This is a genomic window from Buttiauxella sp. A111 (assembly GCF_014189855.1).
Classification (GTDB): Bacteria; Pseudomonadota; Gammaproteobacteria; order Enterobacterales; family Enterobacteriaceae; genus Buttiauxella; species Buttiauxella selenatireducens.
Window position 1 is genome coordinate 174,254 of the sequence record NZ_BJFN01000002.1, and the last position, 14,137, is coordinate 188,390.

Genomic DNA, 14,137 nt, shown 5'->3' on the forward strand with positions numbered 1-14,137 from the left:
CTGCGGTTTTATGTTTGGCCGAGGGAAAGTATATGAAGGGAGTGAAAACGCCTCATCGTGCAAAGACACAAGTTTGCCGCACGTTTTGTGAGCACTTTATGGCTTTTGTCCAACGTTCTGGGGGATGGTTCACGGATTTGGGAATTATTGTATAAAGCAGAGGAAGGTAACGGATTACGTGGTAATGATTTTAATGCGATGGAGCGTTTGGATAGAGTCGGAGCAGGTAGCCATCTTTGCTCGCCCACATGTCGTCTGGACCCGCACCAGGAATACCCGCGAAGGCTTTAAATGTACTGTCACCTTCCATTCTGTGCAGAGCACTTTTTCATTTTTCCCTCTGCAGTTTTGAACAATGTACAAACATGACCCTTACAATACTAATATATTTCAATGCAGGCCAACTGCGTGTTTGAAAAGTATTTTTAAATAATTAAAAATCATCTCTTTTTCATTTATTTATAATACTTTTTTTAGATATTAAATGAACAACCACAATTTCTTTTTGGCTTGTAAAAACTTCACTCAGTGTTATTTCTCCATTGCTATAGTTGAATATTATGACTCTACCAAGATTAAATGTCGCTATCGTTGACAGAGCTTTCCTAAGCGATCAATTTGTTTTATGGTTAAGTATCAATTGTTTCGTATAAGAGAGGGTTTTATGTTCAAACCAGGCGATATGGTACAGGCTAAAAAAGGCGGACCGAAAATGAAGGTTCTGGATGTACTTGGTGATGAAGTCATTTGTACCCCTTCAAATCACCTAAGCGATGAGAAGATAACGCTGAAAGCTTCCGACGTGGCTTTGTATAAAGAGGAAGGTGATTTCGGCGTCTGTTGATACCAAGTTCCTCACCATAAATTGCGGTGAAAAGCGCTTCCCTGATATACATCAAAATATTAACCAAGGGAATTAACCCACTCAAGAGGCGACACTATGAGCAATAAATATCATAAAGATACTCAGACAATAACAAATTTATCTGAACTACAGTTTAACGTAACGCAAAATAATGCCACGGAGCGTCCTTTCACTGGTGAATATGACAAACATTTCGAAGACGGACTGTATGTCGATATCGTTTCCGGTGAACCGTTATTTTCATCACTGGATAAGTTTGACTCAGGATGTGGTTGGCCTGCTTTCAGCAACCCGGTAGATGAGAATGTACGTAATATTAAAGATCTGAGCCACGGGATGATACGAACTGAAGTACGTTCCGTTCATGCTGATAGCCATCTTGGGCATGTATTCCCTGACGGCCCCCAGGAGAAAGGCGGACTACGTTACTGCATTAACTCAGCCGCGCTGCGTTTTATTCCTAAAGCAAATCTAAGCGCTGAAGGATATGGCGAATATCTGGCACTGTTTAATTCTGGAGATAAACATGAAAAATGAAGTCGCAATTCTTGCAGGAGGTTGTTTCTGGGGAGTGCAGGATTTACTTCGCAAAGTTGATGGGGTTATCAGCACCGAAGTTGGCTACACGGGTGGACAGAATGACAATCCGACCTATGCGTACCATCCAGGCCATGCAGAGGCGGTAAAAGTCGAGTTTAATCCTGAGCAGATTAGTTTCCGCGATTTGCTGAAATACTTCTTTCAGATCCACAATCCCACTACGCCATTTAGGCAGGGTAATGATGTTGGCTCCAGCTATCGTTCTGCTATCTTTTGGCTCACGGATGAACAGATGCACCAGGCCAACCAGTTGATCGAGGAAATAGACGCATCAGGTATTTGGCCGGGTGCAGTCGTCACTGAAGTGAAGGAAGCGACACCCTTCTGGTCAGCAGAGCCAGAGCACCAGGACTATCTCGTGCATAACCCAAATGGCTATACCTGCCATTTTGTCAGACCAGACTGGCAACTCCCTGAATAGTTGTGCGGCAATTGCATTGCTGGCATGTGATGACCCGCACCCAGCGCGCTGGGTGTAATATCATTGGCGGCGACGCCCAAGCATCCCCGCCATTGATTCTTGCCGTTACTTTAACAGCGTTTCCCACTGCTCGACCCACGGGTTCGAAACAGATTCCGGCTCAGGATGATCATTGGCATCAATCGCTAACACGGTGCCAATACGTTTTGCGCCTTGCTCTTGCAGCAAGGTATCGAATTGTTTACCACCGCCACAAAAATGTTCGTAGTTGCTGTCGCCCAGCGCAATCAAACCGTAACGCAATTCAGGCTGGTATCCGACTTTGTCTTTAATTGCCTGAAACAGAGGAACAATGCTGTCGGGTAAATCGCCCTGGCCGGTTGTTGAAGTGACAATCAGCACATATTGGTCGCGATATTTCTGCCAGTCTGCAAGCTCAGGATCTTCGAATACTGTGGCTTTATGACCTTTCTTTTTTAGAATCGCTTCGGCTTCTTCCGCCACCAACAGCGAGTTTCCATACATCGTTCCTACAAAAATCCCCACTTCGGCCATCAGTTAACTCCTTGCGTTACGGCTGTATTATTCATCCTGGCCGTTGCTTGCCACAAACTCAACCTTTTCGATATCACTCAGCAATCCACGCCAGCCAAACTGTGACATCATCTGCATCCAGGTATCATCGAGCGTTGCGCGCAAGCATAACGGCTCACCGGTAACAGGATGCGTTAACGAAAGCTGGCTTGCATGCAGCATCAGGCGTTGGCAGCCAAAATGTTCTGCCGCAGCACGGTTTTGGCGCAGGTCGCCATGCTTAGAATCGCCAATCATCGGATGGCGCAAATGGGACATATGGCGGCGTAGCTGGTGCTTGCGCCCGGTTTTAGGTTCCAGTTCCACAAGGCTGTAGCGCGCTGTTGGATAGCGACCAACCGGGACCGGCATTTCAACCGTTGCCAGACCGCGATAATGCGTGACCGCAGGCTGCGGCGTTTTGTCTTGCGTAGCGTGTTTATCCGCAATTTTATCCAACTCTTCAACGAGCGGATAATCCAGCAAGGCTTCATCTTCAAGCCAACCGCGAGTGACCGCGTGGTAACGTTTCTTAATCTGGTGATTTTCAAACTGCTGCGAGAGCAAATGCGCAACTTCGCTGGAGAGCCCCATCAACAAGACGCCAGAAGTTGGTCTGTCGAGGCGATGTACGGTAAAAACGTGCTTACCGATTTGGTCACGCACGGTTTGCATGACGAACACCGTTTCATGACGGTCCAGCCAGCTTCGGTGCACCAACCAACCCGAAGGTTTGTTCACGGCCACCAACCATTCATCCTGATAAATAATTTCCAGCATCAGTTTTTGTCACTCGCGAACAGAGCATCAAGCTCTTGCAACGCTTTTAAGAGAGGCTCACGCCCAGCATGTGTCGCATCGAGCGCCATTTCGTAGTATGGCGCGATGGCGAAATCGACTGGCAAAGGATGCCGCGCTTCTATCAGGGCGTGCATGCGTGGAATTAAAACCCATTGCAACCATTCTGTGGGTTGTAGAGTATCCAGACAAAACGGCTGGGTACTTTCAAAGGCTTCGGCGCCCGGCGCACTGCCCTGCCAATGTTGATGGTCACGTAAAACCTGCTCGATGATGTGTAGATGCTGGCGTACCAGCGCGTGACGTTCCATGAAAACCTCAGGCATCAGTGAAAAAGAAGCCAGCAAGCATACCACTTCTTACTTTCTTCATTTCTTACTGTGGGCGAAAAAAAAAGCATAAAAAAAGGGAGCACTGTATAAACAGTGCTCCCGGTTCGTTTCGCAGCTAATCCGGCTACTTTTGGTGCTCCCTGCTCGTCCGTGACAACTATGTCCTGTGGTCTCCTGACCTACATTCCGTCGTACTCGCGTCCTGCTACCGTCATCCTGCGGTGATCCGGCATCATCCTGATGCATTATCCTTTGGTCTTCCAGACCCACCGAACATTCCTGGCTCGGCTCTCATTCTCCATCCTGGAGGTGTCCCTTACTCTTCCTGAGTGATCCTTGCTTCAATCCTGAAGCCTTCCTTGTAACACCTTCCTGGTGTCTTCCCGTTCTTCAATGAAGTGACATCATCCTGACATCTCCTTCACTTCCCGACTTCCTGTCGACGGACATAGAATCTACTAATTCGTTCAATCTCGCAAGGCACTCACAACCTATGCTTACGATAACCTTCATTCAAAAGCGACAGAAATTATCACCAAACAATTGATAATTAATAGCTATTTCATTAATAGCCATAAAAATCTTAAATGAAAAGTTAGAGATCTCTTACAGCTTGTGTAAGAGATCTCTCACAAGCTCAGCAGCGATCAACGGTTAAATGACCTGCGGCTGAAGCTCCTGAAGGAATAAACTCAGTGAAGGTGCGAGAGTTGTCCGCTGTTTGGTGCCGATTTTCTCCAGCACCACTCCGCCTGTGAGATTGCAAAGTGACACCACTTCCATTTCGTCAGGCGTGGTGGCGAGGAACAGGGTCGGTGAAAGCTTTAAACGCTTTTGCGTGACCAGATGGCCAATCAGGTTTTCCTGGACGCGCTGAAAATCCTCTTCGCTCCAGGCTTGTAATAACGTTAAAGCCTGATGACCTGACTGCGCGGGCATGTCGCCAGCAAACTGCGTGGTATAAAACTGATGCGCACCAGGTTGCAGAGTAATATCCATCGCCCGTTCCACGGCGCTGAGATCACCAGCAGGAGTGAAAGGTTGCGGCTGCCAGCGCACATCATTACCGGTTGTCGTCACGATACACGGGGACGGTACACCAAATAATTCTTCACTCGCAGGCCACCCACCCACCTGTTCACGCCACGCGTGACAAAAGCGATTTGTAAAATCTTCCAGCGCCTGACGTACGTCGTTATCCACCAATTTCTCACTCTCTCAAGGTGCGGTACAATAAAGACCAATTGTACCTGCATTCTATCGGTGACACATGTCTTATGAAAAACACCAGGCGCTAAGCGGCCTGACGCTAGGTAAGCCAACCGCTTACCAGGATAAATACCAACCGTCGTTGTTACAGGCCGTTCCACGCAGTCTAAATCGTGACCCGCTTGGTTTACAGGCTGATAATCTGCCGTTTAGTGGGGGTGATATCTGGACGCTTTATGAACTGTCCTGGCTGAACAGCAACGGTTTACCGCAGGTCGCAGTGGGTCATGTGCAGCTTGATGCAAACAGCGTGAATCTGGTTGAATCGAAAAGTTTTAAGCTCTATTTGAACAGCTTTAACCAGACGAAATTTGCCGACAGGGAAACGGTTCAGGAAACGCTAAAGCGTGATTTGAGCGCCTGCGCACAAGGCGATGTCAGTGTTGTGTTATTCCGCCTGCATGAACTTGAAGGCCAGGAAATCGCAGCCTTCACGGGCGAGTGCATTGATGAGCAAAATATCACTATTGATAATTATGAGTTTAACGCCAATTACCTCAGCGAATCGGCAGGCGTTGAAATTGTGGAAGAAACGCTGGTAAGCCACCTGCTGAAATCCAACTGTCTGATCACCCACCAGCCGGATTGGGGCTCCGTTCAGATTCGCTATCGTGGCCCACGTATCGATCGTGAAAAGCTGCTGCGCTATCTGGTTTCTTTCCGCCAGCATAACGAATTCCACGAGCAATGCGTTGAGCGCATCTTTAACGACATTCAGCATTTTTGCCAACCTGAAACCCTGAGCGTCTACGCTCGATATACCCGTCGTGGTGGCCTGGACATTAATCCATGGCGCACAAACACCGATTTCCACCCGGCATTTGGTCGTCTGGTTCGTCAATAAGTGCGAAACACCTCGCAGGCTATAGAAGGATTCTTGTTTTCAGGTTGTTAAATTGAACAGGGCGAGGCTATTGTAATCATTGGGAGCGGCACTTTACGCTTCGTAAGGAGTTAACTTGATTACACATATTAGCCCACTAGGCTCAATGGATATGTTGTCGCAACTGGAAGTCGATATGCTTAAACGCACGGCCAGTAGCGACCTTTATCAACTGTTTCGCAATTGTTCACTTGCCGTACTTAACTCAGGAAGCCAGACCGATAGCAGTAAAGAGCTGTTGTCGCGTTACGAAAACTTCGATATCAACGTGTTGCGCCGCGAGCGCGGTGTCAAACTTGAACTGATTAATCCACCTGATGAGGCCTTCGTTGATGGCCGCATCATTCGATCTTTGCAAGCTAACCTGTTTGCCGTCTTACGCGACATTTTGTTCGTGAATGGTCAGTTATCCAACGCCGGTCGCTTCCAGAATCTCGATCTGGAAGATCCTGCAAATATCACCAATATGGTGTTCTCTATTTTACGTAACGCCCGTGCACTGCACGTCGGTGAAGCGCCAAGTCTCGTGGTTTGCTGGGGCGGCCACTCCATTAACGAAAACGAATATCTTTACGCACGTCGTGTCGGTACTCAATTGGGTCTTCGTGAACTCAACATTTGTACTGGCTGCGGCCCTGGTGCGATGGAAGCACCGATGAAAGGTGCTGCAGTGGGTCATGCTCAGCAACGTTACAAAGAAAGCCGCTTTATTGGCATGACGGAACCGTCAATTATTGCAGCAGAGCCACCAAACCCGCTGGTGAACGAGTTGATTATCATGCCGGATATCGAAAAACGTCTTGAAGCGTTTGTTCGTATCGCGCATGGCATCATCATCTTCCCAGGCGGCGTGGGGACCGCAGAAGAACTGCTTTACCTGCTCGGCATTCTGATGAACCCGCACAATCACGATCAGGTATTGCCATTAATTCTGACCGGGCCGAAAGAGAGCGCTGATTACTTCCGTGTACTGGATGAATTTATCGTCAATACCGTGGGCGAACAGGCGCGTCGTCATTATCAAATCATTATTGACGACCCGGCTGAAGTCGCGCGCCAGATGAAAAAAGCGATGCCTCAAGTAAAAGAGAATCGCCGTGAAACGGGTGATGCGTATAGCTTCAACTGGTCGATTCGCATTGCGCCAGATCTGCAAGTACCGTTTGAGCCAACCCATGAAAACATGGCAAATCTCAAGTTGTACCCGGATCAACCGGCGGAACAACTGGCTGCCTCTTTACGCAGAGCGTTTTCTGGCATTGTTGCGGGTAACGTTAAAGAAGGTGGGATCCGCGCGATTGAGCAGTACGGGCCGTATAAAATCCATGGCGACGCTCAAATGATGAGACGCATGGACGATCTGCTTCAGGGCTTTGTCGCCCAGCACCGCATGAAATTACCAGGCAGTGCTTACATCCCTTGCTACGAAATCTGTACCTAAACCCCGAAGGCGGAGAGACTCCGCCTTTTTTTTCTGATTTTTTCCCACGCTTACTGACAATCCTCCGTTATTTTCCCCAGTAATCATGTTACCGGTATCAGCACATTCATCTTCACGAAAAGGGGTGATTTAACGTACAAGCACGTTAAAAATTGTGTTTATACAGATAATTACGCTACCGCTATAAATTGAAACATCAGTTTATTATCTAATTACCGACATTTTTTAGGGTATAAATATCACTCAAACCATAAGACGCAGACATATAATCTGCTAAAAACCACACAAATAGTGGATTCTTACAATTGCGATCTCGATCACTGATGATTTGGCTTCATATCTGTATCTTTCCGCCCTCTGATTATCACTGGCAAAAATTACTCTAAAAGTGCCAGGAAACAGCAGTTAGTTTCAATTGCCAATGGCAGTACTTCGCGGTTGGCTCGGATTTCGAATCACATGTTCCTTTGGAGAAGTAATAGATGGAAACCACTCAAACAGGCAGTATTGCCTCAACCGAGAGCAAAAGCTCCTGGCGTAAGTCCGATACCATGTGGATGCTGGGCCTGTACGGCACGGCAATTGGTGCTGGTGTATTGTTCCTGCCGATTAACGCCGGTGTTGGCGGTTTGATCCCGCTGTTCATCATGGCAATTCTCGCATTCCCGATGACCTTCTTCGCACACCGTGGGCTGACTCGCTTTGTGCTTTCAGGCAAAAACCCTGGTGAAGACATTACTGAAGTTGTTGAAGAACACTTTGGTGTGGGTGCGGGTAAAGTCATTACTCTGCTGTACTTCTTTGCTATCTACCCAATTCTGTTGGTGTACAGCGTCGCTATCACCAATACCGTCGATAGCTTCATCACTCACCAGTTGGGTCTGGTTTCGCCACCACGTGCGCTTTTATCTCTGATCCTGATCGTGGGTCTGATGACTATCGTGCGTTTCGGTGAGCAGATGATCGTTAAAGCGATGAGCATTCTGGTGTTCCCGTTTGTTGCAGCACTGATGGTTCTGGCGTTGTACCTGATTCCTAACTGGAGCAGTGCCGCATTTGAGACTCTGTCTTTTAGCAGCACTCCGGCAACAGGCAGTGGCCTGTGGATGACTCTGTGGCTGGCAATCCCAGTAATGGTGTTCTCCTTCAACCACTCACCTATCATTTCTGCTTTTGCAGTAGCAAAACGTAATGAGTACGGCGAAGCCGCTGAGAAGAAATGTTCACGCATCCTGTCATACGCACACATCATGATGGTCATTACCGTGATGTTCTTCGTGTTCAGCTGCGTACTGAGCCTGTCTCCAGCAAACCTGGCCGAAGCGAAAGCACAGAACATCTCTATTCTGTCTTACCTGGCTAACCACTTTAACGCGCCGGTTATCGCCTGGATGGCACCGATTATCGCAATTGTAGCTATCACCAAATCCTTCCTTGGCCACTATTTAGGTGCGCGTGAAGGCTTCAACGGGATGGTTATCAAATCTCTGCGTGGTAAAGGTAAGAGCATTGAAGTAAGCAAGCTGAACCGCATTACCGCGATCTTCATGCTGGTAACAACATGGATTGTTGCCACTCTGAACCCAAGCATTCTGGGTATGATTGAAACCCTCGGCGGCCCAATCATCGCGATGATTCTGTTCCTGATGCCGATGTATGCGATTCAGAAAGTCCCTGCAATGCGCAAATACAGTGGTCATATCAGTAATGTATTTGTAGTAATTATGGGTCTGGTCGCAATTTCTGCCATCTCTTACTCTCTATACTCCCTGTTCATCTAACAGCTCTAAACCGCCTGCCCTCGCGGGCGGTTTTTTCGCTTCCAAAGTTACTCAGGCAACGGACGCAACATGATTAGCGTATTCGATATTTTCAAAATCGGTATTGGCCCATCCAGTTCCCATACCGTCGGCCCGATGAAAGCCGGTAAACAATTCGCTGACGATTTAATAGCGCAAGGGATTTTGCAGAAGGTCACGCGTGTCGTCGTCGATGTCTACGGTTCACTCTCCCTGACCGGTAAAGGTCACCATACCGATATCGCCATTATTATGGGCCTGGCGGGTAATCTGCCGGATACAGTCGACATCGACGCTATCCCTGATTTCATTCAAGACGTGAATACACACGGTCGCCTGCTGTTAGCCAGCGGCCAGCACGAAGTGGAATTCCCGGTCGATAGCTGCATGAACTTCCACGAAGCGAATCTTTCGCTGCATGAGAATGGTATGCGCATCACTGCGCTTGCTGGCAATGACGTGGTCTACAGCCAAACGTATTACTCAATCGGCGGTGGTTTTATCGTTGATGAAGCGCATTTTGGCGTGGAAGACACTCAACAAGTTGCCGTACCGTATCCTTATAAAAACGCGGCTGATTTACAGCTTCATTGCAAAGAAACTGGGCTTTCACTGTCTGGTTTGATGATGCATAACGAACGTGCGATGCGTCCACAGGCTGAAATTGACGCACACTTTGCCAACGTTTGGGGCGTAATGCGCAGCGGTATTGAGCGCGGCATTACTACCGAAGGCGTGCTGCCAGGGAAAATGCGTGTCCCTCGTCGTGCCGCAGCGTTACGCAGAATGTTGGTCAGCAGCGATAAAAACAACTCTGATCCAATGGCGGTTGTAGACTGGATTAACATGTTTGCGCTGGCGGTGAATGAAGAAAACGCCGCAGGTGGACGTGTGGTAACGGCACCGACTAACGGTGCATGCGGTATCGTTCCTGCGGTACTGGCCTATTACGACAAATTCATCCGTGAAGTGAATGCTAACTCCTGCGCACGATACTTCCTTGCTGCCGGTGCGATTGGATCGTTGTACAAAATGAACGCATCGATTTCAGGTGCCGAAGTCGGTTGCCAGGGTGAAGTGGGCGTTGCCTGCTCAATGGCGGCAGCGGGCCTTGCCGAGTTGCTGGGCGGTAGCCCAACTCAGGTTTGTATCGCAGCCGAAATTGGCATGGAACACAACCTCGGTCTGACTTGCGACCCTGTTGCAGGACAAGTTCAGGTACCGTGTATCGAACGTAATGCTATCGCCGCAGTGAAAGCCGTGAATGCTGCGCGTATGGCACTGCGCCGTACCAGTGAACCACGTGTTTGCCTCGATAAAGTCATTGAAACGATGTACGAAACTGGCAAGGACATGAACGCCAAATACCGCGAAACATCACGTGGTGGCCTGGCGATGAAAGTCTCCTGCGATTAAAACAAAAACCCGCTGAGAAGCGGGTTTTTTTATGCATTACCTATCCTAAATAATTCGAGTAGCAGGAAGGCGATGGCCGAGTGAAACCAACGCATCTGCAACTCGAAGTATGAACAGTATTAGCGCAGGTCACCCACTTTCACGTGGTCCATATCATCGAACACCTGATTCTCGCCCACCATACCCCAGATAAATGTGTAAGCACGCGTACCCACACCTGAGTGAATTGACCAGCTTGGAGAAATTACAGCTTGCTCGTTCTGCATCACAATGTGACGCGTTTCTTGTGGCTGACCCATCATGTGGAATACGCAGCTGTCCTGTTCCATACCGAAGTAGAAATAAACTTCCATACGGCGCTCATGCGTGTGGCAAGGCATGGTGTTCCACAGGTTGCCTGGTTCCAGCTCAGTCAAACCCATGCTCAACTGGCATGTTTCCAGCACATCAGGAACGAAGTATTTGTTAATTGTACGACGGTTGCTGGTGACACTGTCGCCCAGAGTAACCGGAGACACATCGGCAGGGGTCACACGCTTGGTTGGGTAGGCGGTATGCGCTGGTGCGCAGTTGTAATAGAAACGCGCAGGGTTCGCAGGATCAATGCTGGCAAACACAACTTCCTTCGCCCCTTTACCCACATATAAACCATCGCGGGTGCCGATTTCATAGCATGTCCCATCAACGGTAATCGTGCCCTGCCCACCGATATTAATAACCCCCAGCTCACGACGCTCCAGGAAGTAGCTCACACCCAACTGTTTGCCCACTTCCCCGCCAACACTCACAGTGCGAGTTACCGGCATGACGCCACCCACAATGATGCGGTCGATGTGGCTGTAGGTCATGGTGTACTGATCGGCAGTAAAAATGGTTTCGATCAGAAACTCTTTACGCAAACCTGCTGTATCCAGGGTTTTTGCATGATCACTATGAATACTTTGACGAATGTCCATTAATTTTCCTTACTGGGAAGAGCAGGCGGAAACCAAATAACGCCCGTTACTATTAATAATAATTTAGCAATTAAAATATAGTTGATCACAAAGAAACTACATTTAACTGCACCACCCAGACAGTTTATCACCTGAACAATTAAATAATGTGATCTAAATTGAAATATTGTTTCAATTTGATTGAATTGTAATTCCAATCGTTAGATAGTTTGAAGCAAGGAAGGCAACGGAACGCAGGAATCACGGCAGCCCAGCCCAACCAGGTCAACTCTATTTGCCATAAGAGCAAAAGAATACCTCTGACCCGAAAAGAACATAATCAAATGAAAAACAATGATTTTTCATAAAAACTGTTACGTAATTTTTTCATTCGCGACCTATAAGAAATGAAAAAATGAAGAGGATTTACCATGAAGATTAAAGCAACCATAGAACGTATTCCTGGTGGGATGATGTTGATTCCATTGCTGCTTGGCGCAATGCTAAATACCTTTGCACCGGACACTGGCGCATATTTTGGTTCCTTCACAAAAGGAATGATTAGTGGGACAGTCCCCATTCTGGCGGTCTGGTTCTTCTGTATCGGTGCTTCAATTGACTTACGTGCAACAGGAACCGTACTGCGTAAATCCGGTACGCTGGTTCTGACTAAAATTGGTGTGGCCTGGGTTGTGGCAATGATTGCCGCTTCGTTTATTCCTGAAGGTGGAATTCAGACCGGTATGTTTGCGGGCCTGTCCGTTCTTGCTCTCGTTTCTGCGATGGACATGACCAACGGTGGCCTGTATGCAAGCCTGATGAACCAATATGGTACTAAAGAAGAATCTGGCGCGTTCGTTCTGATGTCTTTAGAGTCCGGCCCACTAATGACAATGGTTATTTTGGGTTCCGCAGGCCTGGCATCCTTTGAACCACACCACTTTATCGGTGCCGTTCTACCGTTCCTGATTGGATTCACTCTTGGTAACCTGGATCACGATTTCCGTGCTTTCTTCAGCAAAGCGACTCCAGTACTGATTCCGTTCTTCGGCTTTGCTCTGGGTAACACCATCAACCTCAACGTCATTATGGACACGGGTTTGCTGGGCATCATGTTGGGTGTGGCGGTTATCGTTGTAACAGGTATTCCATTGATTATCGCCGATAAATACATTGGTGGTGGCAACGGAACCGCAGGGATTGCAGCCTCTTCCGCAGCAGGTGCAGCGGTTGCCAACCCGGTAATCATTGCGCAAATCAACCCGGCATTTGAGCCTGTTGCAGCTTCAGCTACAGCGTTGGTGGCGGCAAGCGTTATTGTGACCGCGATTCTGGTACCCATTATTACTGCACTGTATTCAAAACGTGTGGGTGGTACCGTCGCGAAAAAGAAAAACAACGATGACGTGGTCGAGTTATCTCATTAACTCCGCACTTTAAAACCATAAAAAATGGAGCCTTTCGGCTCCATTTTTTTATCTTATAGCGCGGATTTCAATCGCTGTACCGCTTCATAAAGCTGCTCTTCTGTGGCGGTTGCGTAAGAGAAACGTAGTGTTTTCTTGTCCGCGTGATCGCTAAAGAAGAACTCACCCGGCACATACACCACACCTTTTTCGAGAGTCTGTTGTAACCAGCGAGTTGCATCAAACTCATAACGGAATGACGCCCACAAGAACATCCCGCCCTGCGGCTGGTTAAAGGTAATGTGCTCATCCAGTTCCTGATGTAAAAACGTAGAAAGGCTCAGGCACTTCTTCTTATACACTTCGCGAATCAGTTCAATCTGCGGGTTCAGGCGATCAAGCGTCAAATACGCTGACACCAGCGATTGCGTAAATGAGTTGGCGTGCAAATCGGTGGCTTGTTTAATGATGGCCACTTTTTGCTTCATCCACTCTGGCAATACAATCCAGCCGACTCGCAGCCCTGGCGCCAGAATCTTAGAAAACGTCGAGGTATAAACCACATTTTCCTGGCTGCCGCGTTCTGTTGCCACTTGCAGCAAGGTCTTTTCGCGCGTTTCAGTGAAGCTTATTGCGCCATACGGATCATCTTCAACAATCACAAAGTGATACTGTTCTGCCAGTTTGACCAACTGCTCACGACGGCTGGCACTTAACGTTGTGCCACTAGGGTTGCCAAACGTCGGAACCAGGTAGACACCTTTGATTCGCGTCGTTTTGAGTAACGCTTCGAGCTCATCGACAATCATCCCGTGCTCATCACTGCCCACCGATTTCACATCGGCCTCATTCAGGCTGAGGATTTGCAGTGCTGCCAGATAAGTTGGACGCTCAACAACAAAAACATCGCCTGGGTTAACCAGCGCGCGCATCAGCAAATCTAGTGCCTGCTGTGACCCCGAGGTGATCAGAAGTTGCTCTGGGCTGGTGGTGATTCCACGCTCCTGGCACAACCCGACCAATTGTTGACGCAGTTCAACGGTGCCTTCAGTCAAACCATACTGGAACGCGTCGTTAAAGTTCTCAGCGACAACTTTTTGTGTCGCAATGCTCAGACCTTCTCTATCGAATAACTCACTGGAAGGAATGCCGCCGGCGAGGGAAATAACGCCTGGCATTTTGCTATGCTTTAACAATTCTCTGATTGCTGAAGGTTGTAGGGCCTGAATGCGTTGTGCGAGGTGTGAACTATGACTCATGTTGTTGTCTCTGACTTGAAATATACATAGTAATCAATAAGCACGACTTTTTTGCGAGCGGCTTTCCTGATTCATCTTCTCGGGTTCGCGGTCAACACACAGAAATGTTAGTGTGTGCAAAGCGAATATCGAAAGCGAAA

14 protein-coding genes are annotated in these 14,137 nt (G+C 48.2%); 8 read left to right on the top strand and 6 right to left on the bottom strand.

Annotation, left to right across the window (positions count from 1 at the left end):
- Positions 1–664: 664 nt before the first annotated feature.
- From BSPA111_RS06965 to msrA, 3 genes are all read left to right on the top strand, one after another.
- Positions 665–844, top strand: a complete 180-nt coding sequence (locus tag BSPA111_RS06965) for a hypothetical protein (RefSeq protein ID WP_183270450.1) — start codon at positions 665–667, stop codon at positions 842–844.
- Between the two features lie 96 nt (positions 845–940).
- Entirely contained in the window at positions 941–1,402 is a 462-nt protein-coding gene (msrB, locus tag BSPA111_RS06970) for a peptide-methionine (R)-S-oxide reductase MsrB (protein WP_183270451.1), read from the top strand.
- Positions 1,392–1,886: a peptide-methionine (S)-S-oxide reductase MsrA gene (gene msrA / locus BSPA111_RS06975; RefSeq protein ID WP_183270452.1), complete on the top strand. Its 495-nt coding sequence runs from the start codon at positions 1,392–1,394 to the stop codon at positions 1,884–1,886. The genes msrB and msrA overlap by 11 nt, the downstream gene beginning before the upstream one ends.
- Before the next feature lie 105 nt (positions 1,887–1,991).
- Here the strand turns inward: msrA and BSPA111_RS06980 are convergent, their stop codons facing one another.
- The 4 genes from BSPA111_RS06980 to syd all read right to left on the bottom strand — a co-directional run bounded on the left by BSPA111_RS06980 (position 1,992) and on the right by syd (position 4,792).
- Positions 1,992–2,441, bottom strand: coding sequence for a flavodoxin (locus BSPA111_RS06980; protein ID WP_183270453.1), 450 nt, complete (start codon positions 2,439–2,441; stop codon positions 1,992–1,994).
- Positions 2,442–2,468: 27 nt separating this feature from the next.
- Positions 2,469–3,239 (bottom strand): tRNA pseudouridine(65) synthase TruC, encoded by a 771-nt coding sequence (truC, locus tag BSPA111_RS06985; RefSeq protein WP_183270454.1) that lies wholly within the window; start codon positions 3,237–3,239, stop codon positions 2,469–2,471.
- Positions 3,239–3,568, bottom strand: a complete 330-nt coding sequence (locus tag BSPA111_RS06990) for a YqcC family protein (protein WP_183270455.1) — start codon at positions 3,566–3,568, stop codon at positions 3,239–3,241. Before BSPA111_RS06990 ends, truC begins: the two co-directional genes overlap by 1 nt.
- Before the next feature lie 675 nt (positions 3,569–4,243).
- On the bottom strand, positions 4,244–4,792 hold the full coding sequence (syd, locus tag BSPA111_RS06995) for a SecY-interacting protein (RefSeq protein ID WP_183270456.1): 549 nt from the start codon (positions 4,790–4,792) through the stop codon (positions 4,244–4,246).
- A gap of 67 nt (positions 4,793–4,859) precedes the next feature.
- Here syd and queF point away from each other — a divergent pair, with 67 nt between their 5' ends.
- The 4 genes from queF to BSPA111_RS07015 all read left to right on the top strand — a co-directional run bounded on the left by queF (position 4,860) and on the right by BSPA111_RS07015 (position 10,397).
- On the top strand, positions 4,860–5,702 hold the full coding sequence (gene queF / locus BSPA111_RS07000; RefSeq protein ID WP_183270457.1) for an NADPH-dependent 7-cyano-7-deazaguanine reductase QueF: 843 nt from the start codon (positions 4,860–4,862) through the stop codon (positions 5,700–5,702).
- A 115-nt stretch (positions 5,703–5,817) separates the two neighbouring features.
- A complete protein-coding gene (gene ppnN, locus BSPA111_RS07005; RefSeq protein WP_183270458.1) occupies positions 5,818–7,182 on the top strand; it encodes a nucleotide 5'-monophosphate nucleosidase PpnN in 1,365 nt (454 codons plus the stop codon).
- Between the two features lie 482 nt (positions 7,183–7,664).
- Positions 7,665–8,963: an HAAAP family serine/threonine permease gene (locus tag BSPA111_RS07010; RefSeq protein ID WP_183270459.1), complete on the top strand. Its 1,299-nt coding sequence runs from the start codon at positions 7,665–7,667 to the stop codon at positions 8,961–8,963.
- Between the two features lie 69 nt (positions 8,964–9,032).
- On the top strand, positions 9,033–10,397 hold the full coding sequence (locus BSPA111_RS07015) for an L-serine ammonia-lyase (protein WP_183270460.1): 1,365 nt from the start codon (positions 9,033–9,035) through the stop codon (positions 10,395–10,397).
- A gap of 119 nt (positions 10,398–10,516) precedes the next feature.
- Here BSPA111_RS07015 and kduI read toward each other — a convergent pair whose 3' ends face one another.
- Complete coding sequence (gene kduI / locus BSPA111_RS07020) at positions 10,517–11,353, bottom strand: 5-dehydro-4-deoxy-D-glucuronate isomerase (protein WP_183270461.1); 837 nt, start codon at positions 11,351–11,353, stop codon at positions 10,517–10,519.
- A 410-nt stretch (positions 11,354–11,763) separates the two neighbouring features.
- Between kduI and kdgT the strand changes: the two genes are divergently transcribed.
- Entirely contained in the window at positions 11,764–12,759 is a 996-nt protein-coding gene (kdgT, locus tag BSPA111_RS07025; RefSeq protein ID WP_183270462.1) for a 2-keto-3-deoxygluconate transporter, read from the top strand.
- Positions 12,760–12,812: 53 nt separating this feature from the next.
- Here kdgT and BSPA111_RS07030 read toward each other — a convergent pair whose 3' ends face one another.
- Complete coding sequence (locus tag BSPA111_RS07030; RefSeq protein ID WP_183270463.1) at positions 12,813–13,997, bottom strand: PLP-dependent aminotransferase family protein; 1,185 nt, start codon at positions 13,995–13,997, stop codon at positions 12,813–12,815.
- Positions 13,998–14,137: the final 140 nt, after the last annotated feature.